The sequence below is a fragment of the Phyllobacterium zundukense genome, from assembly GCF_025452195.1.
Lineage (GTDB): Bacteria > Pseudomonadota > Alphaproteobacteria > Rhizobiales > Rhizobiaceae > Phyllobacterium > Phyllobacterium zundukense_A.
This window is the reverse complement of record NZ_CP104969.1, coordinates 222,181-244,946: the sequence shown is the minus strand read 5'-3', so window position 1 is coordinate 244,946 and position 22,766 is coordinate 222,181. Positions and strand designations below refer to the sequence as shown.

Annotated in this window: 20 protein-coding genes and 3 pseudogenes; 10 read left to right on the top strand and 13 right to left on the bottom strand. The window is 56.9% G+C overall.

Annotated elements, in window-relative coordinates; all coding sequences use genetic code 11:
- Positions 1-20 precede the first annotated feature (20 nt).
- Together N8E88_RS01135 and N8E88_RS01130 are read left to right on the top strand one after the other, a co-directional pair.
- Positions 21-784: pseudogene (locus N8E88_RS01135) on the top strand (DUF4239 domain-containing protein).
- A 202-nt stretch (positions 785-986) separates the two neighbouring features.
- On the top strand, positions 987-2,693 hold the full coding sequence (locus tag N8E88_RS01130; RefSeq protein WP_262290347.1) for a cache domain-containing sensor histidine kinase: 1,707 nt from the start codon (positions 987-989) through the stop codon (positions 2,691-2,693).
- A 9-nt stretch (positions 2,694-2,702) separates the two neighbouring features.
- Here N8E88_RS01130 and N8E88_RS01125 read toward each other — a convergent pair whose 3' ends face one another.
- The 5 genes and pseudogenes from N8E88_RS01125 to N8E88_RS01105 form a co-directional block, all read right to left on the bottom strand.
- Complete coding sequence (locus N8E88_RS01125) at positions 2,703-3,059, bottom strand: DUF1622 domain-containing protein (protein ID WP_262290346.1); 357 nt, start codon at positions 3,057-3,059, stop codon at positions 2,703-2,705.
- 8 nt (positions 3,060-3,067) lie between these two features.
- Positions 3,068-3,984 (bottom strand): annotated as a pseudogene (locus tag N8E88_RS01120) (formylglycine-generating enzyme family protein).
- A gap of 50 nt (positions 3,985-4,034) precedes the next feature.
- Complete coding sequence (locus N8E88_RS01115; RefSeq protein ID WP_262290345.1) at positions 4,035-4,901, bottom strand: bile acid:sodium symporter family protein; 867 nt, start codon at positions 4,899-4,901, stop codon at positions 4,035-4,037.
- 66 nt (positions 4,902-4,967) lie between these two features.
- A pseudogene (locus N8E88_RS01110) lies at positions 4,968-6,552 on the bottom strand (arylsulfatase).
- 31 nt (positions 6,553-6,583) lie between these two features.
- On the bottom strand, positions 6,584-7,066 hold the full coding sequence (locus tag N8E88_RS01105; protein WP_262290344.1) for a YidH family protein: 483 nt from the start codon (positions 7,064-7,066) through the stop codon (positions 6,584-6,586).
- A gap of 338 nt (positions 7,067-7,404) precedes the next feature.
- Between N8E88_RS01105 and N8E88_RS01100 the strand changes: the two genes are divergently transcribed.
- Positions 7,405-7,635 carry a hypothetical protein gene (locus N8E88_RS01100; protein WP_376772095.1) on the top strand — a complete coding sequence of 77 codons (231 nt, stop codon included), beginning with the start codon at positions 7,405-7,407 and terminating at the stop codon, positions 7,633-7,635.
- A 150-nt stretch (positions 7,636-7,785) separates the two neighbouring features.
- Positions 7,786-9,531, top strand: a complete 1,746-nt coding sequence (locus N8E88_RS01095) for a tetratricopeptide repeat protein (RefSeq protein ID WP_262290343.1) — start codon at positions 7,786-7,788, stop codon at positions 9,529-9,531.
- Positions 9,532-9,556: 25 nt separating this feature from the next.
- On the opposite strand, the gene N8E88_RS01090 is transcribed toward N8E88_RS01095, so the two are convergent.
- The 3 genes from N8E88_RS01090 to N8E88_RS01080 all read right to left on the bottom strand — a co-directional run bounded on the left by N8E88_RS01090 (position 9,557) and on the right by N8E88_RS01080 (position 12,148).
- Complete coding sequence (locus tag N8E88_RS01090; RefSeq protein ID WP_262290342.1) at positions 9,557-9,841, bottom strand: hypothetical protein; 285 nt, start codon at positions 9,839-9,841, stop codon at positions 9,557-9,559.
- A gap of 313 nt (positions 9,842-10,154) precedes the next feature.
- Positions 10,155-11,513, bottom strand: a complete 1,359-nt coding sequence (locus N8E88_RS01085; protein WP_262290341.1) for an alpha/beta hydrolase — start codon at positions 11,511-11,513, stop codon at positions 10,155-10,157.
- Between the two features lie 2 nt (positions 11,514-11,515).
- On the bottom strand, positions 11,516-12,148 hold the full coding sequence (locus N8E88_RS01080; RefSeq protein ID WP_262290340.1) for a response regulator: 633 nt from the start codon (positions 12,146-12,148) through the stop codon (positions 11,516-11,518).
- A gap of 136 nt (positions 12,149-12,284) precedes the next feature.
- Here N8E88_RS01080 and N8E88_RS01075 point away from each other — a divergent pair, with 136 nt between their 5' ends.
- The 6 genes from N8E88_RS01075 (at position 12,285) to N8E88_RS01050 (ending at position 17,626) form a co-directional block, all read left to right on the top strand.
- Complete coding sequence (locus N8E88_RS01075) at positions 12,285-13,256, top strand: ABC transporter substrate-binding protein (RefSeq protein WP_262290339.1); 972 nt, start codon at positions 12,285-12,287, stop codon at positions 13,254-13,256.
- Complete coding sequence (locus tag N8E88_RS01070; protein ID WP_262290338.1) at positions 13,253-13,942, top strand: L,D-transpeptidase; 690 nt, start codon at positions 13,253-13,255, stop codon at positions 13,940-13,942. Before N8E88_RS01075 ends, N8E88_RS01070 begins: the two co-directional genes overlap by 4 nt.
- A complete protein-coding gene (locus N8E88_RS01065) occupies positions 13,939-14,298 on the top strand; it encodes a hypothetical protein (protein ID WP_262290337.1) in 360 nt (119 codons plus the stop codon). The genes N8E88_RS01070 and N8E88_RS01065 overlap by 4 nt, the downstream gene beginning before the upstream one ends.
- A 77-nt stretch (positions 14,299-14,375) precedes the next feature.
- Positions 14,376-15,839 (top strand): DUF3300 domain-containing protein, encoded by a 1,464-nt coding sequence (locus tag N8E88_RS01060; protein ID WP_262290336.1) that lies wholly within the window; start codon positions 14,376-14,378, stop codon positions 15,837-15,839.
- 42 nt (positions 15,840-15,881) lie between these two features.
- Positions 15,882-16,811 carry a DUF2950 family protein gene (locus N8E88_RS01055; protein WP_262290335.1) on the top strand — a complete coding sequence of 310 codons (930 nt, stop codon included), beginning with the start codon at positions 15,882-15,884 and terminating at the stop codon, positions 16,809-16,811.
- 26 nt (positions 16,812-16,837) lie between these two features.
- On the top strand, positions 16,838-17,626 hold the full coding sequence (locus N8E88_RS01050) for a DUF481 domain-containing protein (protein ID WP_262290334.1): 789 nt from the start codon (positions 16,838-16,840) through the stop codon (positions 17,624-17,626).
- A 43-nt stretch (positions 17,627-17,669) separates the two neighbouring features.
- On the opposite strand, the gene N8E88_RS01045 is transcribed toward N8E88_RS01050, so the two are convergent.
- The 5 genes from N8E88_RS01045 to N8E88_RS01025 form a co-directional block, all read right to left on the bottom strand.
- Positions 17,670-18,083, bottom strand: a complete 414-nt coding sequence (locus N8E88_RS01045) for a hypothetical protein (RefSeq protein WP_262290333.1) — start codon at positions 18,081-18,083, stop codon at positions 17,670-17,672.
- Positions 18,084-18,194: 111 nt separating this feature from the next.
- The gene (locus N8E88_RS01040; RefSeq protein WP_262290332.1) at positions 18,195-19,304 is read right to left on the bottom strand and encodes a calcium:cation antiporter; all 1,110 of its coding nucleotides are present in this window, start codon (positions 19,302-19,304) and stop codon (positions 18,195-18,197) included.
- Positions 19,305-19,391: 87 nt separating this feature from the next.
- Positions 19,392-20,564, bottom strand: coding sequence for a 4-hydroxybenzoate 3-monooxygenase (pobA, locus tag N8E88_RS01035; protein ID WP_262290331.1), 1,173 nt, complete (start codon positions 20,562-20,564; stop codon positions 19,392-19,394).
- Between the two features lie 288 nt (positions 20,565-20,852).
- Positions 20,853-21,674, bottom strand: a complete 822-nt coding sequence (locus N8E88_RS01030; protein ID WP_262290330.1) for a carbohydrate ABC transporter permease — start codon at positions 21,672-21,674, stop codon at positions 20,853-20,855.
- The gene (locus tag N8E88_RS01025; RefSeq protein WP_262290329.1) at positions 21,671-22,546 is read right to left on the bottom strand and encodes a carbohydrate ABC transporter permease; all 876 of its coding nucleotides are present in this window, start codon (positions 22,544-22,546) and stop codon (positions 21,671-21,673) included. Before N8E88_RS01025 ends, N8E88_RS01030 begins: the two co-directional genes overlap by 4 nt.
- Between the last annotated feature and the right edge of the window lie 220 nt (positions 22,547-22,766).

The following is a 22,766-nucleotide window of genomic DNA, read 5'->3' as shown; positions in this document are numbered from 1 at the left end:
GCAGCAGCGAGTTTCCGACAATGAGTGCACTTGCAATCGGCGGCGTCGCATTCATGTGCCTGTCGTTTGCTGTGGTGGCGGGAATATTTATTCGTGACCGCCTGCCAGAACATCACCTGAGTACGGATTCAAAAGAGGCCATCAAGCTTGCTACGGCAGTGGTCGGAACATTGTCAGCGCTCGCGGTCGGGTTCTTGATCGCATCCGCAAAGACGGCATTCGATGACGCCGAGGCAGAGCTGAGAACATCGGTGGCGCGCGTGGTCCTTCTCGATCGGGTCATGGCGCATTACGGCCCCGAAACCAACGAGGCGCGGCGTCTGCTTGCGGAGCTGGTCAGTCTGCGGCTGCAGGATGCCTGGGTCGACGAGGATCACGATGATTCAACGCCGGACGCGCGCAGGAGCGACCTCGGTATCGAGCCTGTTCAGGATCATTGCGGGCCCTTTCCCCCGAAACCGACGCCAAACGTCAGCTGCAATCGCGTGCCATCGCGATAAGCGGAGAAATTGCGGAGGCCCATTGGTTGCTCCTTGAGAAAGGGGGCGAAGGGTTGCCCCAGGCTTTCCTTGTAATCCTTGTCTTCTGGCTTGCGTTGCTCTTTTTCTCGTTCGGGCTTTTGGCACCGGCCAACGCCACGGTCATTGGCATGTTGTTCGTGTGCGCTCTTTCAGTGGCGGGGGCGGTATTTCTGATCATCGATATGGCTCACCCATACCTCGGCATTATTCAGGTGTCCGATGCTCCGTTGCGGACCGCGCTTGCACATCTTGGAAGAAGTTGAAAGCCGGCCTCCCTCTGCAAGCAAAGCAACATGGCCGATCAATTTTTCCCAACAGCTGCGAGTTAAGACCTGTTTTGTGATAGGATGTTTGAAAACAACAGCGTAGCATGTGAGGGAAAAGCCACTCTCATTCGGGGACGATGATCGGGCAGGAAATCAAAACCATACCGCGCATATTGAAGCGCGGCATCGGGAGCAGGCGGTGAGAATCCTGCGTCGATCCGCGGATCGCTGGGGTATCGCCGCCATCCCGGCATTTCTGCGGCGTCTTGGCCTTATGCTTCCGGACGGAAAAGCGTTGTCGCCCGACGTGCCGATGAACGCCCCTGCACTCCCGCTTTTGCCTTATGGCCTCTTGTTGCTCATGAGTGTTGGGGTCATCATAACGGTGTTCGTCGTCGGTGTTGTCGAGAGCCGGGACCGGATGGTCTTGCAATCGAAAATCCAGTTGCGCCAGAAGACCGCCCTGCTCGAAGCCTATGTCAGCAAGATACTCGAGGCGAACGACATGGTGCTTCAGGGTATTTCGTCCGAGGTTGAACCGATGTCATGGCCGGAAATTGCTTCCTCGGAGCGTTTGGTCAGATTTCTGGCTACCCAGAAGCAATTTCTGAAGCATTCGGGCGTTATTGCCCTCGTAGACCGCGACGGCAAACTCGTTTCTACCAGCGAAGGCTATCGCAGCAGTTCGCTTGATGTGAACGACCGGGATTATTTCCGCTATCATCGGGATCATCCATCGGATGTCACATTTATAGGCGACCCGTTGATTGGCCGCGTGTACGGGCAACCTTCCTTGACTATGAGCAAGGCTCTCCGCCAGCCAGACGGGAAGTTCGACGGTTTGATCCTGATCACGATGCCGATCGATTATTTCACCAGACTGTTCGATGGAGCGGCTTCTCCCTCGGATGCTGCCCAGTTCTTGCGCGAGAACGGCGAAGTCGTGGTGAACGTCCCGTTCTGGGAGGGCGGCGCAGTGGTCCCTGAATGGTTCAGACAGTCGACGACTGGGAATCCAGTATCGGGTGAAATGCACCACGTTTCGGAAGGCGTCGACCGCTTGGTGGCCTACCGGAAAGTCGAAGGTTTCCCATTCTACGTGACCTACGGAATTGACGAGAATGCTTTGCTTGCTGGCTGGCGGCAGTCGATACGCGTCTACGGTACCGTTCTGGCCATTGCCCTTGCGGCGTTTCTCGCCACGGCCTGGCTGGCACGACGCCGTTCGATCGCACTGATGTATTCGAACGAGTCGCTGCGTGACGTCAGCGAACGCCTCCTGGTTTCACAGGATGAGGAGCGCCGTTCCATTGCCAGGGACCTCCACGACTCCACGGGCCAACACCTGATCGGCGCGGCGATGGAATTGGCGAACGTGAAATCCCTCCTGCCCGATGATGACGGTGAAACCTCGCGGGCGCTGGCGCGTACATCGAAACTCATTTCGCAAAGCAATGAGGAGCTTCGGACCTTATCTTATTTGCTGCATCCCCCGATGCTTGACGAATCCGGCCTTCCGAATGCCCTTGAGCTACTCGTCGTGGGTTTTGAGGAACGAAGCGGATTGGAAATCGAGCTGAGGGTCGATCCCGTATTGGCGGCAAAACGTCCACCACCGGGTGTCGAACTCACCATTTTCCGTATTGTCCAAGAAGCGCTGACCAATATCTACCGTCATTCCCACGCCGCCAAGGCAACGATCAGGCTGATCCGGCAGGGGAGCGAGCCCGATACGATCCTGTCGCTCACCGTCAAGGATGATGGTGTTGGTATCGAAAGGCGAAAGCGCCGGAATGTCGGCGTTGGCCTTTCCGGCATGGAGGCACGGCTTCGCCCGCTCGACGGCACGATCGATATTTCGACTGGAAAGAAGGGCACCACGATTTCGGTGAAAGTGCGCGGTTAAGATCATACGTCAAGGTTTAGGGCTGCGTTGCAGTTCGCCGATGTCGCGTTGGTCGCGCTCTAAAAAGAAGTTGAGGAAAGTACGGACCACTGCGATCGCCGCAATGCGGCCGATGTCGTCCCAGGCCGGAGTGACCGAGGTTTCGAGGATGTCGGCTGCAAGCTGGAACGTCAGTCCCGCCACCAGCCAGCGCGAATAGCGCATCCACACGTGCCGGACCGCATGATGCCCTTCTGGGTGCGAAAACATCACCCTGGTGCCGTTGATAAATGCATCCACCGTGCCGATCGCGATGATGATCAATGCGAAGATGTCGATGATCGAGACGATTGGTTCCGTGAGCTGGATCAACAGGTCCCTGAGCATCGCGCGTCTTATCCTTCGCTACCGGGCCGGACGATACAGCGGAAACCGAGATGTGAGATCGAGGTATCGACGGGCTGCGACATGCGCGCCGTCGGTCTGTAACGCCGGCAGTAGTTTGGTGCGCAAAGGTGCGAGCCGCCCTTGGTCACCCTTCGCGCAACCTTGACGAGGGTTGACGCGGATCGAAGCTTTCCTCAAGTGTGCCGCCACGCGGATTGTCCGCCGTGCAACAGGCGCTCGTCACCTTGCCGTGTTCCCGGTACCAGTCAGTCGTCCATTCCCAGACATTGCCTGCCATATCGTAAAGACCATAGCCATTGGCCGGAAATGACCCCACCGGAGACGTATACTCGTATCCATCGTCGAGCGTGTTCCGATAAGGAAAATTGCCCTGCCAGGTATTGGCCATGTGCTTTCCGCCCGGGGTAAACTGATCGCCCCAGACATATTCGGCCCCGTCCAGGCCACCGCAGGCGGCGAATTCCCATTCGGCTTCGGTGGGCAATTCCTTGCCGACCCAGCGGCAATAGGCTTCGACATCCTCATAGGCGACATGAACGACGGGATGATTGCCAAGCTTCTTGATTGTGCTGGCGGGACCCCGCGGGTTGCGCCAATTGGCGCCGCGTACATAGACCCACCAATTGAAATGATTGCTCATGTCGATTGGAGACGAGGGTTTCTTGAACATCGTTGAGGACGGCGCCAGCATTTCCGGCAAAGCGCCCGGATAGTCTTCTGGATTGGCTGGCCTTTCAGCCAGCGTCACATAACCTGTCGCCTCGACAAAACGGACAAAGTCGCGGTTGGTCACCGTAAACTTGTCCATCCAGAAACCATTGACCCGGACCCTGTGCGCAGGGGCTTCCTCGGGGTAGTGATTGTCAGAACCCATGCGAAATTCGCCGCCTGGAATCCACACCATGTTGTCGAAAGGAGCGGTCTTGGTTTGCGTTCGTTCCGGTTGGTCGAGCATCATTTCATCTCCGGACGGAGCGCATGAATGCGAGTGCGCCATCTCACGTAGGGTATCGAGACGATAGCACCAATGACAAGATGGTAAAGCACGACCGCCATGACGGCCTTCTCGGCGGGAAAATTCAGGCTAGAGATTGCTAGCGCAACGCCAGGATGCCGCGTCCCCGTGGCGAGCGCGAGCACTGTACGATCATCCGGATCGGGGCCACCGAGGAAGTGACCGAGTGCAACGCCAATCAGCGTGAACAGCACGAGCATGATGACAACTCCGTTTCCGACCAACGCCCAGATGGCATGCGAGGCGATGAACAGGACCGGTACGACTGCGACGATCAAAAGCAGCGTTGCAAACCGGGAGATCGGGCGTTCGATGCGGCTAGCAAGGTCAGGCGCAAAGTGGCGGATGATGACGCCCGCTACCAACGGAACGATTATGGAGATCAGCACAACGGAAGCGATAGCGCTTGCGGGTTCGTGCATATCGATGTTGAACGAACTCCCGAGGAGACCGATTGCCACTGGAACGAGCACAATCGAAACCAGTGCCGTCGCCACCAGCAGACCGATCGTATAGGAGGCCGAGCCGCCGGCCTTCTCCTGCTTGCCCGGCAGCACCGGCGGAACCGGAGAAACGGCGAGCGTAACTAGCGCGATCTTGATGGCCGGGTGGAGATTGAACAGCAGCGACAACAGCACCATAATCGCCAGCATGATGATATTCATGGAGAGAATTGAACGGACGAAAAGACTTGGTCTGCGGAACAGATACGTCACGTCATCGAAGGTCGCACGCAATCCAAGTGCGAAGACAATGAGAAACATACTCGCATTGATCGCGAATCCGATGATCTGCGCCAGCGTCATGTCTCTTTCCCTCGCCGATTGACGGGTGGCGGGCGGCTGTCTTGCGAAAGCCGCCCGTTATAATCTCTAATTGAACTTGCCGCTGGTAGCTGCGGACATTTTTGCGAGTGCGTCATCTATGGTGAAGCTCGCTGCCTTCTGACTAGGCGGAAAATCCTTGAACGTCGCTGCGAACCTGTCGGCAATCGTGTAGGCGCCGAACAGGATATAATCGTGATGCAGGAACCAGTCATAGTACGAGTTCGATGTAATGTCGGCACGTTCGTAGGGGTCGGTCCTGAGGTTGAACAGCTTCGGAAGTCGCAGCGGTATGAACGGCTCCGCCCATACCTGCAGTGTGCCTGGGCAACGCTGTTCCATGAAGACGACTTTCCAATTGTCGTAGCGGATACCAAGAACATCGCCGTCGTCACTGAAATAGACGAAGAGCTTGCGGGGACTGCTAGCCTCTTCACCCGTGAGGTAGGGCAGCAGATTATAACCGTCGATATGGTTCTTGAATGGCTTGCCGTTGGCGGTGTAGCCCTTCTTGAGCTTGTCCACCACGTTGGGATCGCCGGCCATGGCAACGAAGGTCGGCAGCCAGTCATGGTGCTGTACGATCTCGTTTGAAACCGATCCCGCCTTGATCTTTCCTGGCCAACGCACCAGCAGCGGGACGCGGAATGCACCTTCCCAATTGGTATTCTTCTCGCTCCGGAACGGTGTCATGCCTCCATCCGGCCACGAATTCATGTGGGGTCCGTTGTCGGTCGAATACATGACGAACGTATCTTCGGCGATGCCAAGCTCGTCGAGATAGTCGAGCATGTCGCCGACATTCTTGTCATGATCGATCATCGTATCGTGATAGGGAGACTGCCAGCGCCCGGCCTGCCCGAGGCTCGATTTCTTCGTATGTGTGAACAGATGCATGTGCGTGGTATTGAGCCAGACAAAGAAGGGCTTGCCGGCGCTGTTCTGGCGCTTGATGAAATCCTTGGCCGCATCGACGAAGTCTTCGTCGCAGGTTTCCATGCGCTTGGTGGTCAGTGGTCCGGTGTCCTTGATCTTCTGCTTGCCCACTCTGCCCCAGCGCTTTTCTTCCGTAGGATCGTCCTTGTCCTGCGCCCAGGAATGGAGCACGCCGCGCGGTCCAATGCTTGCACGCAGGCCGGGGAAGTCCTTCTCCGGGAAGTAGTCATACATCTCCGGTTCTTCCTCGGCATTGAGGTGATAAAGATTGCCGTAGAATTCATCGAAACCGTGGACCGTCGGCAGGAACTTGTTGAGGTCGCCAAGGTGGTTCTTGCCAAACTGGCCGGTAGCATAGCCCTTGGTTCTTCAACAGGTCCGCGATTGTCACGATCTCGGGTTGTAGCCCGGCCGATGCGCCAGGAATGCCTACTTTGGAAAGACCGGTTCGGTAAGCGCTCTGGCCCGTGATGAAGGAAGACCTTCCGGCCGTGCACGATTGCTCACCATAGCTGTCGGTAAACATCATGCCTTCTTTGGCGAGGCGATCGATGTTGGGCGTCTGATAGCCCATCAAGCCGCGGCTGTAGCAGCTCAGATTGGAGATGCCGATATCGTCACCCCAAATAACGAGAATATTGGGTTGACCGCCGCCCTTCTTTGGTTTGCCGCTCTTTTTATCTTTAGCCAACTTCATAACTCCTCTCTTTGAACGATTACTCCAGGAATCAGCTGCCCGTTCCGTCCTGAAATGGGCCGATATCAAAGACCATGCTTGCGACGGCGAAGAGACCGATAAGAAGCAGGATTACCGCCGTCACAAGTGTGTACGAAACCGGATAGCGGCTCTCCCCGTGAATGATGCCATCCGCCACCATTTCCTCCCGGGTACGTCGAAGTTCGAGCATGAACTGCGTGTGATAGACGATGCCGATCACAAGCATGCATATGCCGAGAAGGACAAGCGCCAGTCCGAAACTGCGCGGCGCCCCGGCATGGGTGAGTGTGCCGGCATCGCGCAACTTCTCGAAGAACTGGAATATTGTAAATCCAAAGCCAATCAGTGAAAGGGAAGTGCGGATCACCGACATCAAGGTGCGGTCGGCGCTCATGCGAGTCCGCTGGAACGACATTCCAGTACGCCGTGCGGACAAATCCACCGAAATCGCATCGGACGGGGATTTTGAATTCGCATGTTCCATGAAGGTCATTGGCCCTGTTCGTCGCGTACACGTTCGCTATGGGAATGCCCGCTTGTAAGTACGTAACGGTAACAAAGGCGGGGCCAGAAGAGACAAGGCCATACATCCACGTTGAACACGATCAGAATATTTTGCGCCCCTTAGGAGCTGTCCCCGCGGTTTTTACCGTAACGTACTCCCGCGGCGAGCATCGATTATGCACTATCGTCAGACAGAAACCGGGTGTTCTGCGTAGTTGCCGGTTCGTCTGCCTTTTGACCTGGAATATAGCTCGAATGGATTACGACGGAAGCGGAGGTTCAGCATCGGCAATGTCAACGGCTTCATCCCAAAGGGGGCTCTGGAAATTGATGCTCAAACTGCCCGCGATGCGCGGTCAGCTGCAGATGCTCAGTACCCGGAATTCTACTTTGGTAAGCCTCTGCGACGCCTTCGACGAAGCGAGTTCAACGCTCGACCGCTTGCGGCGAAACGGTTCCTCGGACGACAGACTATTGGTGGAATACGAGACCTTGTGTTCCGATATCGAAAACGAAGTTATTGATATTTGCATTGCGGCGCGCAGCAAAATACCTTGACCAATCAATCTGGCGTAGCTCTTCGTTTCCTGATCAATCCTGCTTAAACTAAGTGTCTCAGTATAATTCCAGTGCAACCTGGGGTATTCACCCTATGGCTTCTTCGCCTGTTCCGTTCAATTCTGTCCAGGCTGAAGCACGGGGGTGGCCATGGAAGTTGACGTAAAGGTCGACGCAACGGAAGCCGAAGAGGTCACCGAACAGGAGGCGAAGCAGGAACTGGACAGGCTCTTGTCCGATCCCCAGTTTCACTCGACCGATCGCAACAGGAATTTCCTGCGATTTGTAGCCAGCGAAATGTTCGCGGGCCGTGCTGCTGCGGTGAAGGCCTATACGATCGCGGTCGATGTATTTGGTCGCCCCTGCAGCTTTGATCCCACGACGGATCCAATTGTCCGAATAGAAGCGACGCGGCTTCGCGCCTCACTTGCCCAGTATTATGAGGCCCACGCCGAAGAAGGTAGCGTCCGCATCGAGCTGCCGCGCGGGCGCTATATTCCGGTTTTTACCAAAGCTCCACCTCAGATCGAAATTCTGGACGAGGCCGAACTTCTTGATGCGTCCGAAATAGGGAGTGCAAATTCCGGCTGGAAGAGCATGACCTTCAATCGGCGGCTCGTTCTTGCAGGACTTGCAGCAGCCGCTTGCGGTTTCTTGTGGTTTCTTTCTGGAACGGGTCCTGTTTTTTCGGACAAGCCAAATGTTGCCATCGACATGAAATTGGCTGGTGACCAGACAGATATAGAGGCCGAGCTTATCCGCGACTACCTGATGACGGCCCTGTCGCAGTATCAGACTCTCAAGCTTGCTGCCGGAGACAAGCCGTCGGAAACGGGCGGAATCCGATCGGCAGCAGGGTCCCTGTTTGGTTCCGAAAGTCGAGTGGATAGCCGGTATCAGGTAATCCTCAAATATCACCCTGGCGACCGCGAACGTGCGGTGTGGTGGCAGGTGGTCAATCCCGCGACGGGAGAAGCCCTGCGCTCCGGAGTCGAGCGCATCGACATCGACGGTAGGCCGGGTATAGATGTTCGTCGCGAACTGATAGCGGACCTGGCAAACCGGTTTGCCGGCACACGCGGCGTGATCAACAGCCTGGAGTTGACGCGTGAACTGACGTCGCCGACGTTTGGTAATGGTTGCATCCTGCGGTCGGTCGTGGCTCTCGAGCAGCTCGATACAAGCCTGCTACAAGAGGTGCAAACCTGCCTCGCGGCATCGCTGCTGAACGCGCCGAATGATCCAGACATCAACGCTGAACTCGCAATCGTCAATCTTGAGCTGGACGCGCCTGAAGCCCCGACCGAATTGACTGTGCAGGCACTGACGCTGGCAGACAAAGCCGTTTCGCTCGCCCCCATGTCCGACCGTGCCGGATATGCCCAGATGCTGGCACAATTCCGCAATGACCTGAGGGAAGCGGCTTTCGTGTCCGGTTATCGTGCAATGGGACTCAATCCCGGCAATAGCCTTATTCCGGCCGAGCTCGGAGCGATGCTGTTCGCCGCAGGGCGATGGGCGGAGGGTGCGGGAATGGCGATCAAAGCGGAGATGATCGATGGTGCTCCGCCCAGCGATGCCGGACTTACGCTTGCGCTCGACGCTTACCGGCGGGGAGAATTTGCGGAAGCTCTGCTTCGCGTTCAACAGATGGGCAGATCGGAAAACTATATCGCCAACGTTCTTGAACTTGCGGCAGCTGGCCAGATGAACAATGCCGCAGACATAGACGAAGCGGCGAAACGCCTGAACGCCAAGCGCAAGCACTTCCCCGCATCGTTCCGCTCAGACATGGCGGCCCGCCACTATTCGCCGGAGATCGTCGATCAGCTTGGTGCGGGACTGACGAAGGCGGGTTTTGTCCTGCCTGCTCCGGTGGCAGACGCAACCAATTAAAATTACGAAGCGGGCGATGAAACCTTTATTTCCAAGGTTCGATTTTCGTTACCTTGCTGTTGTCGGCGTTCATGGTCAGGCTGTATTGCGCGAATGTCGTTTTGTCATCGCAGGTCACCTGCACGATCGTGGGACCGTCGGCGGATCGTGCCTTGTCGATCCGAGCGTCGGTGATCCTGTCACACCAGAACCCCGCATTGCGGATGGCGCGAGCCGTTTGCCGCTGGAGCATGCGCGATTGCAGCGGCTCGGCTGCGGCAATCTCGGAGACGCAGAGCAGGATTAGAAGAGCTGGCAGTATGCGTTTCATGCGGTAAGCCTGTTTCAGTATTTTTGCCGGAATCGGCGCGAGAAACGCCTTCAGGCAACAAAGATGCGTTGAGGCCGGATTTCTTGCAACGATGTTACAGTAACATCGTTGCTGCCTGCGCTATTTTGGACCAGCATCGCCAAGGGCAAACAGGGTGCCTCCCTTCCCGTTGGCCCGCCCGAGCGGGGCCGGCGATTGGCGAATTCGCTCTCCCTTGCACCCACCGCGAAGTCGGACAGTTACGGACACGCTCGGGCCCCTCCACCGCGTTGGCGAGGGAGTCGTTTCCTTGAGCAAAACTGCGTCGCCCAATTCAATAGCTCAGCTCGGGCGTGGGTGACTTGCTGTTCAGGGTCTCGTGCACCCTGTCGGATTTAGGGCGTCTATATTCGATCCTGTTGCCTTCGAGCACGGTGAGCGGCGCGGTCACGGTGGTCGCTGCGACCTTGCCCACTGTACCGACGCTTCCCGCCACGACCGCCGTCACGCCGTCAGCAAACGAGACGTCTGAATCAGTAAGCGTCTGTCCCGTCACGAGCCGCTGTCCAATAAGCTGAACGATTTCCGGGCTTTCGGCGAATTTGCCGTGCCGCAACCCATCATCGGTTTTGACCTGGGTCAGGTCAACGACGGTTATTCCGGCTGCTTCCAGCTTGGTCTTGTAAGGCTCTGCCGCCGGATTGATTGCACCAAGACGATCGACATCGCCCGAGATCAATCGCGACACCTTCAAGGCCCTGTCGTCCTGCGACACGAAGATGGTGATTTTCGGCTTGTCCTTGCCGAGTTCGTTCCATTGTCTTGCGAAGACGTCGACATCGATATCGGGCGAGGCAAGGATCACGTTCTTTATCTTGGGCTGCACCCGGCCGTCGCGTATCGCCATCTGCCGCAGTGATTCCATGGCGAGCCATGTTCCCATCGAATGGGCCATGACCGTGATTTCCTTGACGTCCTTGTCCTTGGCAAGCGTTTGCAGTCCCTGTTCCAACGCAGTGCGCGAAAAGTTGGTGCTCTCCTTGTCGTAATTATAATCGAAGACGCGTGCTCTCGAGGGCCAGGTGAACAGGATCGGCGTTACCTTCGCCTTGGAATCGTGGACAATTTGGGCGAAGCGGAATACCGAATCTTCGTAGCGGTTGTTGAAACCATGGACAAAGACCATCGCATGCCCATCAACGACATGCTTGCGGAACCAGGCGCGTCCCTCTTCGGGGGAATTCAGTTGCTGCACTTTTGTCACGGCAAAGTCCGTTTCCGGATTCGGCGGTACCTTTTTCGGCCACTGGACTGTTCCCGGTTTGCGCTTGGCATCGGAAGGGATGGATACAGTGATATCCGTCAAATAGGGCGTCGGGCTGCGCTCCCCTGTAAACAACGTTGCCGGATCGTGCGAGGGTACGCGGCTGGTCACGACGAGCATGTCGACTGTTGAACCACCGGTTGCACCCGTCACAGCCACTGGCGTCATTACGCCTTTGGCATGCCCGGCGCAACCGGCCAATACGAGCGTGAGCAAAAGCCCGAGCACTGGCAATGCAGCCACGCGATTGCGCCTGGGTGGCGGCAGAAGCTCAATCGCTCCGGAGGTGTCATGCATATTGATGCTTTCGCTCGAGGAAATTGCGGCGGGTGACCAATCGTAGTGCTTGAGTATTGCGCGCGAAACCATCGTCAAGCCTCGATCAACCGGTTTCGTATGGCATATCGAACAAGCGCGGCGGTGGACTTGGCATCCAGTTTCCGCATTGCAGCTGCCCGGTGGCTTTCGATGGTCTTCTCGCTGAGGCCAAGCACTGCTGCCGTCTCCTTGTTGCTGTGACCCTCGGCGATCAGTTTGACCACTGCCGTTTCGCGCGAGGTGAGAATGCTCGACGCAGCATCGGATTTAGCGAGATAGGATGACACGAGCATGTCGGACACCGTCTTCGTAAAGAACGGCTGGCGGTGCTCCAATGCTTCCACCGCCTGGATGAGATATTGCGTGGCATCGGATTTCAGCAGATAGCCGCGCACGCCCGCTTCAAGAATATTGCGCAGCAGAGCTTCATTATCGTGCTGGGTAAATATCAGGACCTCGGTCTTTGGACTGTGCAGGCGGATTTGCCGTGCTGCTTCCACACCATTGATGAAGGGCAGGGCGTAGTCGAGAATGGCGATTTCCGGTTCGGTCAGCCGCGCCTGCCCGACAGCGTCGCGCCCGTCGGCTGCTTCCCCGACGATTTGCCAGCGTTCTCGCTTCGACAGAATCGCTTTCACGCCTTGCCGGACGATCTCGTGATCGTCCGCGATCAGAATCCGTGTCATATCGCCCCACGCGTCCGAATGGACCCTTCAAGTTCTACACCGGAAACGCTTTCCCGGCAAAAATTAACAGTTACGTACTTACGATAATGCAATCGATGCCTGCTAATGCCGACCATATCATGTGGGAGCGTGGCAGATGACGCAACGATTAAAGAGGCTCGGTCAATTTGCGGGATTGGTCCTGTCGGTCTGGATGACGGTTCCCGCGATTTCAATTGCAGCCGACCTGGTTGTCGCCATGCCTAATTGGCCGTCGGGCCAGGTCACCGCAAACATCATCAAGACAACTCTCGAAGCGAACATGCATGTGAGCGTCGACGTCGAGGAGATGGGGACGATGACCGCTTTCGCCGGGCTTGCTTCCGGGGAGGTCGATGTCCATCCGGAGGTCTGGCTGCCGAACCTCAATTCACTGGTGGAGAAGTACGGCGACAAAGTCCAGCTCGCGGATTTCGGCGTTGCCGCCTGGCAGGGCATTTGCACGACCAGGCAGACAGTCGATAAAACGGGCATCCATGCGGTCGCCGATCTCCTCGATCCAAAAAAGACTGCAGCCTTCGACACGGACGGCGATGGGCAGGGAGAGATATGGATTGGCGCCGAGACATGGTCATCCACAGTCATCGAACGCATCCGGGCCAACAGTTATGGTTATGCCAAGACAATGCGGCTTCTCGAAATGCCGGAGGAAATGGGCATGGCGGCGGTCGATGCGGCCGAAGCGACAGATAAACCGATTATTTTTGCCTGCTACAGCCCCCATGTCGTCTTCAAGCTGCACGATATCGTCAAACTTGAGGAGCCCGCCCACGATGCATCCAAGTGGCATGTAATTCTGCCAGCGGACGACCCCGATTGGCTGGCCAAATCGAATGCGCCCGTCGCCTGGGATACCGCACGCTTTCATATCGCCTACTCGAAGGCATTGGCCACGAGCAAACCGGAAGTTACCAGGTTTCTGGAGAGCATCGATTTCACGCCCGATGAAATCACAGAGATGAGTTATGCGGTCGAAGTCGACCGGCAACCGCCAGCAGACTACGCCAAGGCATGGGTCGCAAAGAACGCCGACCGGGTAGAAAAATGGTTGAAGGGGACGGCGAAATGAAAAGAAGTTCCGCATCGTTTCTCGGTATGCATTCAGCGACTTTTCTGGCTGTAGCGGGATTACTAATTGGCGGTATCGCCGCGGGATCGGCTCAGGTTCCAAAGACCCAGATCTACGATACGAAGACCCGGACCTGGATCGCCTATGACAGCAAGAAAGCCCGCAAATATTACGCGGCGAATGGTCAGGTGCCCGAGGCATTTCGCAAGCAGGTGGTTCCGTTCCGGACCGCCGAAAAACCGGGGACCATCATCATCGATGGCAACCAGCATTTCCTTTATCTCGTCAAAGGTGGCGGTCAGGCCGTTCGTTATGGCATTGGCGTTGGCCGTGATGGCTTCGGATGGGCGGGTATAGTGCGCGTCGGCCGCGTAGCCGAATGGCCAACCTGGACGCCGCCAGCCGAGATGGTGGCACGTGACCCCAAAGCTGTAAAGTTTGCAGGGGGAATGCCAGGCGGTCCAGACAATCCGCTCGGGGCACGCGCGCTTTATCTCTACGAGGGAGATCAGGACACGATCTATCGTATCCACGGCACGCCCGAGCCCTGGTCTATCGGCCTCAATGTGTCGTCGGGCTGCATCAGAATGAACAATGAAGACATTGTCGATCTCGCTTCGCAGATCCAGGTCGGAGCGAAAGTGATCGTGCTCATGCAGGGCGCGTCACTTTACAAAGGTGTTTGAGCAGCAAAGTCAGGGGGAAAACGATGCTTTGCAAATCAGGTCGAGGACATTTGAAAAATATCAACTTCATTATTATTGCGAGTGGTATTTTGGCGCTGGCAGGATGTGTGTCGGACAACGGCCCCACACCCGAAAACATGGCAAGAAACACGGCACAAACGGCACCAGCCGATTTGCAACTGGCCTGTGCCAGCGCTTCGGCGACAAAGTTTGGCGGCGACAGCGCGACGGTCCTTCCCGTGAGTTCGGCGGCGGTGGATGGTGGCAAATATCAGATCATCCTCGACGCCAAGGGTCAGCGTTCGACTTGTCTGATCGACTCCACCGGAGCCGTCCTGTCTGTGGAAAAGGTTTGATGCCCTGAACGAACCGACTGCAAGAAATTACCCGGGTGTCACACGTCGCCAGAACGTGGAATTTGAGGAGAGCAGCTATGTCATTGCACCAAAAAACGATTGCCGTCGTCGCTTCGGCAGCGCTGCTGATGTGTGGCCCCGGCATGCAAGCTTGGACACAAACGCAGCCTGCGCCCGCTGCAACGGAGCCGGCAGCGCCTGCACCAGCAGCACCCGCGCCGGCACTGCTGACGGCGTCAGAGCTGCAAACACTGACCGCGCGCATCGCGCTCTATCCCGACGACCTTGTGGCCCTCGTGCTTTCGGCCGCGCTTAACCCTCTTCAGATCGTCCAGGCGGCGCGGTTTCAGGATCAGGCGAAAGCAAAGCCTGATGCGAAACCCGATCCGTCATGGGACGGAAGTGTCATATCGCTCCTCAACTATCCAACAGTTCTGACGATGATGAACGACGATCTCGAATGGACGCAGCAACTGGGCGAGGCGGTCGTCAATCAGCAGAAAGACGTGCTTGTGGCGATACAGGAACTCCGCGACAAGGCAGTGGACAATGGTACAATCAAGTCAAATGACCAGGTTGTCGTGGAGACGAACAACGACAACAACGTCATCATCCGTCCCGCCAAGAAGGAAGTGACGTACGTTCCGACTTATGATCCCGTCATCTTGACCAGCCCGACCTATGTGGCGACGGCCCCGATCGTTTATGGTGATCCCTATCCTTCGTACTATTATCCCTACGCTCCCTATTGGAGCGGATTTATCACCGGGGCGGTCTTCGGTGCGGCGGTCGACTGGGACAATTGGCACTCATGGGGAGGCAATGACGTCGACATCGACATCGGTGAAATCAATCGCAACGATTTCAATTTTGACAAGAACAATATCAACAACCTCAATTTCGACAGCAGTAAATTCAATTTCGACCGGGATTCCATCACGAACAATATTCGCGAGGACAGGGGGAACCGGCTCGATCTAAGAGAAAACGGCGGCAACCTCGGTAACCTTGGCGGACTCGCGGGTGCCGGGCTCGCAGGCGCCGCGGGTGGCGCTCTCGGATCAAGGATCCAGAGCAGTGATGTGCGACGCGATGTGCAGAACAGCCTGAAGCAAAGGGATGGTGGCAATTTCGCCGGCAATCGTCCTGGTCAAGGTGCAAATCGGCCGGCCAATCGCGATATCGGGCAAGGAGCAGGAGCGGGTAACCGCAACATCGGACAAGGCGCAGGGGCCAACCGCCCGAATCGGGACAGACCTAACGCCAGCCGCCCGGATCGCCCTCGGCAACAGCCGGCAGGTGGCCGAGTCGATAACCGTCCAAGGCAGCCAAGCGCCATCGGTAATTATGGCTCTGGACGGGATGCTCGCGCCTCGTCGCAGCGCGGCAATGCCAGCTTGGGCGGCGGCGGACGTCCCAGAGCCCAGCCTGGCGGTGGTGCCAGAGTCCAGGGTGGCGGCCAGCGCGCCAGGGGCGGTGGCGGCCCCAGGGTGCAACGCGGCGGCGGCGGCAGAGGCGGCGGAGGTCGCGGCCGTCGCTGACCTGTCAAAGCCATCACCATTCCTTGTGAAGGGATTACGAAAATGTATCGCGCAACTCTGAAAATACTTCTCGCTTCCGCATTCCTTTCGATGGCGGCAATGTCTCCTTTGATTGCGGCGGAGCCTTCGTTTGAACGTTTCGTTGGCGCAGCATCCGAAACATTCAAGGAACCAGGGGAGGCACTTGATGCTCTGAAAAAGGATCTCGGTGCCAAGGATGTCGATGCTCTGGCCAAGGTCCTTGGCCTGAACGCCGAGGCGGCCAAGAAATCAGATGACTTCGATGATCGTTTGACTGATCTTCAGAAGGCCTCCGGGGAGCGCGCCGAACTGAAAGACCGGACAGATGGCAGCAAGGAAGTCATTCTTGGCAATCTTGCCTGGCCATTTCCGTTCCCCTTGGTCAAGCAGGACGCCGGCTGGCAGTTCGATACGAAGAAGGGGCTGGAGGAGATTCTGGCGCGGCGAATCGGCGAGAACGAAACCGCGGCCATCGAGACGTTGCGTAATTATATCCTAGCCCAAACTGCATACGCGCAGGAGGATCACGATGATGATGGCGTGCTCGAATTTGCTCAGAAGCTCATCAGTGAAGAAGGAAAGCACGACGGGCTCTACTGGAAATCGGACGGCGGCGAGGAAAGCCCTGCAGGCAGTTTCGGAGATGACGCCAAGATCGAAGCCAGCGCGAAGTCAGACCGCGGCTATTTCGGTTATCGCTACCGGATACTTAGAGCTCAGGGCAGCAACATTGCCGGCGGCAAGTATGATTTTGTCATCAATGGCAACATGATCGCCGGACACGCCTTGATCGCCTGGCCGGCAATATATGGCGAAACCGGAATCAAGACTTTCGTTGTCAGTCACCATGGGACTATTTACGAAAAGGACCTCGGACCGGCTACCGACAAGATGGTTAAAGAGATAAGGTCATTCAATCCGGATCAAACATGGGATTCGGTTGACGACTGATCGCGGCGTTCAAAAGGGGGACAGCGATGAAACTTTCTAATACTTTGGCATCGGCGCTTGCGGCTGGTTTGCTGTTTGCAAACCCCGTCTCGGCGGCCGACATTACTTCGCCGATGGCGCCAGAACTCAAGCAGATCGAAAAGGATGGTTGGACCTTTGCAGTCAGCCCGTATTTCTGGGCGGCGGGCATGTCCGGCGACACGGGTCTCTTCGGCCTGCCGACAGTGCACATGGACATGGACTTTGGCGACATCCTCAACGAGCTCGATTTTGCCGCCATGGCCATTGGCGAGGCGCGCTACGATCGCTACAGCATTTTCACCGATATCATGTATACGAAGATCTCCAGTGGCCGGGGCACGCCACGCGGGATTATCGCCGACAATGTCAGCGTGACCTCCGAAACCTTTGCCGGGCTCGTTGGAGCCGGATATTCCGTGCTGCAGAGCGACAGGGGCAACCTTGATCTGGTTGCCGGGTTGAGGGTCTGGAATGCGAGCACCGAGATTGCGTTCAGTGGCGGCATTCTCGATGGTGTGAAACGTGAAGACAGCGCGACCTGGGTCGATGGCCTCGGTGGCATACGCGCCAAATATTCGATCACCGACAAGGTGTATTTTACGGGGTGGGGTTTGGTTGGCGGCGGTGGTGCCGATGTCGACTGGGATGTTGCCGGTGGCATCGGCTACAGTTTCAACGAAAAGGTTTCAGCGGTCGCCGGTTATCGGGCGCTTGGCGTTGATTACAGCAATGACGGTTTTGTCATGAATGTCGTCCAGCAGGGACCGATCTTCGGCGTCGTCATGCATTTCTGACAGCCAGGCCAGCCCGCCGCGAGCGGGCGGCAAGGCTCAAATATCACATGTCGCACTTCTGGTAGGTGACATACATGTTATCGCCGAAGGGGTCGAACCTCTGAAACGTATTGGCGTCGACGATCTTGAACGTCTGGGTCATGTCGCTCTCGATCATTGAGTCGGTGCAGGACAATGTCGCCGACAGCCGGTCTTTCTGTTTTTTCACGCTTTTTGTCGTGCACACGGCATTCGGCCCTGTGACCTTGCTGCCGCTGATCAGCAATCCCGTTGAAGTCGAAGCCGTCCGGTCCTTGAACTCGATTGTCTTGCCGACCTTCTTGAATGTGTCTTCACACTTGGTTCCGTTCATGGTCCACGCGCCCTGCAGATCCTTGATCGTTGCCGCCGTGGCGTTCGTTGCCAGACAGAGACCGAGGACACCCGCCAATATGACTTTGCCGAATTTGCTTTTCATCGAATTGCTCCGTGATCCATTTCACCCCGGCAACAATAGATGTTGGGCCCGACACTGGAAATGCAGCGGCGGCAAATATACGGCTACGATACGGTAAATGCGTCTCCTGTCTTAAGGAACTGCAAGCAGAAGCAGGAAGGCGATGAAGACGACGAGATGCACCATTCCGGTGAGCACGTTGGTTCGTCCCGTTCCGAAACTGTGAATGCTGATCAAAAGGACCAGTGCCAGAAGCACCGTATCGCCCGACGAAAGGCCGAGCGTGAGTTCCCGGCCGGTGACAAGACTTGCCATGCCGACAGCGGGGATAGTCAGCCCGATTGTCGCCAGGGCCGAACCGAGCGCAATGTTGAGGCTGCGCTGCAATTCATTGTTAAGCGCGGCACGTATGGCAGCCAGACCTTCAGGCAGAAGTACCAGTGTCGCGATAAAGGCGCCGACGATCGCATCGCTCTGCGCGACGTCCAGCGCGGCAAGGCCGTCCTCGATACCGACGGCCACCTGTTCCGCGAGCAAGACGATGCCAACCAGTCCGATCACCAGGAAAAATGCATTCGCGTAAAGTGCCCGCCTGGATGTATTTCCCGCATGAACACCGGCATAGGCGGCGCTTTCATCGAGGAAATCATCACGATGCCGCACCGTCTGCGCGAACACGAAACTCGCATAGAGCAGTACCGAACAGAGGCTGACGAAGACGAGCTGCACTGGCGAAAAGGTGCCCGGATCGGTCGAAAGCGTGTAGTTGGGCAGAACGAGCGTCAATACCGTCAAGGCGGTCAGAACCGAAAGGATGGCGCTTGTTCCCTGCCGTTTCAGATCCTGCTGGCGATGTTGCCATGCTCCAAGCGTGAGACACAGGCCGACGACACCGGCGCAGACGATCATCACCGTCGAGAAGACCGACTCGCGCGCCAGTGTCGGATTGTTTGCGCCATGCAACATCATCGAGACGATAATCGAAACCTCCACCGTCGTAACGGCGAAGGTAAGCAGCAGCGTTCCGTAGGGCTGGCCGAGACGGAACGCCAGGGCTTCCGCATGCTCGAGGACGACGAACACAGTGACGAGCAGCACACACAGGGTGAAGAATGAAACCAGGACCGTAACCCAGGCATGTCCATGGCCTCCCGGAATACCGAACAGCTGTACAGCAATGGCAAGTGCGAGCGCCCCCAGCGGTACCACATATGACGAAGCCGGCAGGTGGCGCGAGATCATAGGCTCTATTCCAAATGAGCGAACTGGCAAATCACACTAGCGCGCGGTGTCCGGCGCAGCCATAGACCGGTCGAATTAAAATCGCGTTCAGTAAGGCAGACCGACATAGTTTTCCGCCAGCACCGTAGAGGCGGCGCGGGAATGAGTGAGATAGTCGAGTTCGGTCTCCTGAATCCTCTGGTCGAATTCCCCCGTATCCGGAAAACGATGCATAATTGTTGTCATCCACCAGGAAAACCGCACCGCTTTCCAGACACGTGACAGCGCCCGCGCCGAATAGGCGTTTATGCCCTTATCCGAACCGTCGCGATAATGTTCGGCAAGCCCGGAGAAAAGATAATGGACGTCACTCGCCGCCAGATTGAGCCCCTTGGCTCCCGTAGGGGGCACAATATGCGCCGCATCGCCAACGAGGAAAAGACGTCCGAAGCGCATGGGTTCCGCAACGAAGGAGCGCAGTGGCGCGATCGACTTTTCGAACGAAGGTCCGGTTATCACCGCGTCCGCATGGTGGGGAGGCAGTCGGCGCCGCAGCTCGTCCCAGAAGCGATCGTCACTCCAGTCCTCGATTTTCTGGTCGAGCGCGCATTGCACATAATAGCGGCTGCGGGTTGCGGAGCGCATGGAGCAAAGCGCAAAGCCGCGCGGATGATTGGCATAGATCAGTTCGTGATTGACCGGCGGCACATCGGCAAGGATGCCGAGCCAGCCGAAAGGGTAGACTTTCTCGAAGACGCGCAGCGACCTCTCCGGGATGGATTTTCGGCTGACACCATGAAAACCATCGCAACCGGCGATGAAATCGCAGTCGATCCGATGGGTGGTGCCGTCTTTCTCATAAGTGACATAAGGCGAGTTGCCATCGAAGTCATGCGGCTGAACGTTGCTTGCATCATAGATGCTCTCGCCGCCGCTCGTTTCGCGCCGTTCCATCAGGTCGCGGGTGAGTTCCGTCTGGCCGTAGACCATGACGCGCTTGCCGCCGGTAAGGCCAGTCAGGTCGATGCGATGATCACGTCCGTCGAAGACAAGAGAAAAGCCATCATGCGGCAGGCCCTCCACATGCATCCGCGTGCCGGATTTCGCCCTGTCGATCAGCTCAACTGTGCCTTCCTCGAGTACCCCCGCGCGAACGCGGCCGAGGATATAGTCCTTGCCGACGCGGTCGAGGACGATGTTGCTGATACCGGCATCGCTCAAGAGCTGTCCAAGCAACAAGCCCGATGGTCCCGAGCCTATGATGACGATCTGGGTACGCATGATCCCCCGCATTTTTGGCTCAAGTCTGTACCGGCGAGGCTCAGACAGCAAGGGAGTTTCTATAGATTGCTACTCACCACCTCTCCGTCATCCTCGGGCTTGACCCGAGGACCCACGGCTGAGAAGCACCATGACAGCGCCACGCGCGACGCAATCGACTACTGCGCATCATTCGATGAGAGACTGTTTTGTGCTGCTGAATCCAGTGGACGCACGATGCTCCTTTGCTATGGGTCCTCGGGTCAAGCCCGAGGATGACGGAGAAGGAGGAGCTACAGTGTAGACTCTCTATCCCTTCACCGCACCTGCCGTCATGGAACCGCTGATTTGGCGGTACATGACGATGCCGATGAGCATCGGCGGCAATGCGCCGACGATCATGACGGCCGACGCCGCGCCCCATTGAATGCCGCCGCCGCTCGCCGCGAAGAAGAAAGAAGCACCGACTGTCATCGGAACGGCCCTGTTTGACGTCAGCATCAGTCCGAACAGGAATTCATTCCATGCTGTGATGAACCCGAATATGAAGACCGTTGCCAGTGCCGGACGGCAGACCGGCAACATCATCCCCTTCATGATTGCCCATTTGCCCATACCGTCCAGCTTGGCCGCCTCATCGATCTCGATCGGCACTTCCGCAATCGCGTTGACGAATACGATCAGCGAAAGCGGCAGATTGACGATCGTCAGGATCAGTCCGAGACCAAGTTGCGTATCGAGCAGGCCGGCAAACTGGAACATCATGTAGAGCGGGATCGCAAAGATGATCAGCGGCACCGCGCGCAGATTGACGATCAGCGGCATCAGGACCTTGCGGCCATATCCGCCGCGCGCAATGGCATAGGCTGCCGGAAAAGTAACGATCATGGCAAGCACCGTGCCGATCAGGGAGGCCGCCAGACTGTTGAAGAGATAGGCGAAAATGTTCAACCGGTCGCTCACCTGCAGAACCTGCGCATAGTTTTCAAGGGTAGGGCTCGAAATCCAGAATCCAGGATTGACCGAGATTTCCTTACCGCTCTTAAAGGATGTGAGCAGCGTGACGATAACCGGAAAATTCAGGGCAAGAGCAGCCACGGCATAGACGATCCAGCGCACGAGTTTGATCATGACGCTGCGCCTTTCCCGCGGCGGGATAGCCATGTCAGCGCGTATAAACCAATGAAGGACGCCAGGAACAGAATGACGGAAGCGGCGATTGCCTTGCCGATGGCGCCCTGTTTGAAGAAGGCCTCGTAGATGTAGATCGGCAGCGATGTGGTCGAGCCGCCGGGACCGCTGCCGGTCAGCGTATAGACATTGTCGAATACGCGAAATCCATCGATGAACCGGATGAAAAAAGTGAAGACGAGCGTTGGCCGCATCAGCGGCAATTCAATAGCCGTAAGGATTTGGCGAGCGGAAGCACCATCGATGGCCGAGGCTTCGCGCACATCGTTCGGAATGGCCCGATAGGCGGTGTAGAAGAGCAGCAGCGCGAAGGGTGTCCACTGCAATGTCTCGACGACGACAAGGGTCCAGAAGGCATTTTCCGCATTGAGGAATGACGGGCTATCGCCAAACCATAAATACAAATAATACGGAACAGGACCGACGAACTCGTGCAGCACGAGCCGGTACATCAGCCCGATCATCGCTGGCGCAACCATCAGCGGCAACATCAGCGGCGCCATGAGCCATGAGCGCTTCTCGATCAGGGGCGACAGGAACACGGCAAGTCCGAGGCCGAGAACACATTCCAGAACTGCAGTGATCACGCCGAAACGCAGCGAAAACCAGCTGGCACGCCAGAATTGTGCATCGCCGAGCACCTCGCCGTAGTTTCCGAAACCGACGATTTCCGGGCTGCGCAAATTTGTGAAACTGACGCGGGAAAGGCTGTAGACGAGATCGATCAGGATCGGAAATCCGAGAAACAACAGCAGAAAGCCGACCAGTGGGATCGCAAAAATTCTCCAGCCTTTGTGGTCCAAATCGACCATGTTTTTCCTTTGCAATTGGCTTGGAACAAGATGCGTTCTTTATCTCCCCCCTCCTGGGGGCCGAAGGCGGGCGAGACCCGTGGCTCGCCCCGGTAGCAATTTCAGAAGCTTAGCCTCTTTGCCAAGTGCTAGAAGTCGCAAGAGAGGGGATGCTGATGTACTCCAAATCCCCCCACTTGGCTTTTCCAAGGATTTAGCCAAGAGGCTAAACCCAGGAAAA

Bases quoted from the DNA above. Each gene is read 5' to 3' on its own strand.
- N8E88_RS01125 (WP_262290346.1), bottom strand. From the start codon at position 3,059: ATGCTCAGGGACCTGTTGATCCAGCTCACGGAACCAATCGTCTCGATC.
- N8E88_RS01115 (WP_262290345.1), bottom strand. From the start codon at position 4,901: ATGACGCTGGCGCAGATCATCGGATTCGCGATCAATGCGAGTATGTTT.
- N8E88_RS01105 (WP_262290344.1), bottom strand. From the start codon at position 7,066: ATGACCTTCATGGAACATGCGAATTCAAAATCCCCGTCCGATGCGATT.
- N8E88_RS01095 (WP_262290343.1), top strand. From the start codon at position 7,786: ATGGAAGTTGACGTAAAGGTCGACGCAACGGAAGCCGAAGAGGTCACC.
- N8E88_RS01090 (WP_262290342.1), bottom strand. From the start codon at position 9,841: ATGAAACGCATACTGCCAGCTCTTCTAATCCTGCTCTGCGTCTCCGAG.
- N8E88_RS01085 (WP_262290341.1), bottom strand. From the start codon at position 11,513: ATGGTTTCGCGCGCAATACTCAAGCACTACGATTGGTCACCCGCCGCA.
- N8E88_RS01080 (WP_262290340.1), bottom strand. From the start codon at position 12,148: ATGACACGGATTCTGATCGCGGACGATCACGAGATCGTCCGGCAAGGC.
- N8E88_RS01075 (WP_262290339.1), top strand. From the start codon at position 12,285: ATGACGCAACGATTAAAGAGGCTCGGTCAATTTGCGGGATTGGTCCTG.
- N8E88_RS01070 (WP_262290338.1), top strand. From the start codon at position 13,253: ATGAAAAGAAGTTCCGCATCGTTTCTCGGTATGCATTCAGCGACTTTT.
- N8E88_RS01060 (WP_262290336.1), top strand. From the start codon at position 14,376: ATGTCATTGCACCAAAAAACGATTGCCGTCGTCGCTTCGGCAGCGCTG.
- N8E88_RS01055 (WP_262290335.1), top strand. From the start codon at position 15,882: ATGTATCGCGCAACTCTGAAAATACTTCTCGCTTCCGCATTCCTTTCG.
- N8E88_RS01050 (WP_262290334.1), top strand. From the start codon at position 16,838: ATGAAACTTTCTAATACTTTGGCATCGGCGCTTGCGGCTGGTTTGCTG.
- N8E88_RS01045 (WP_262290333.1), bottom strand. From the start codon at position 18,083: ATGAAAAGCAAATTCGGCAAAGTCATATTGGCGGGTGTCCTCGGTCTC.
- N8E88_RS01040 (WP_262290332.1), bottom strand. From the start codon at position 19,304: ATGATCTCGCGCCACCTGCCGGCTTCGTCATATGTGGTACCGCTGGGG.
- pobA (WP_262290331.1), bottom strand. From the start codon at position 20,564: ATGCGTACCCAGATCGTCATCATAGGCTCGGGACCATCGGGCTTGTTG.
- N8E88_RS01030 (WP_262290330.1), bottom strand. From the start codon at position 21,674: ATGATCAAACTCGTGCGCTGGATCGTCTATGCCGTGGCTGCTCTTGCC.
- N8E88_RS01025 (WP_262290329.1), bottom strand. From the start codon at position 22,546: ATGGTCGATTTGGACCACAAAGGCTGGAGAATTTTTGCGATCCCACTG.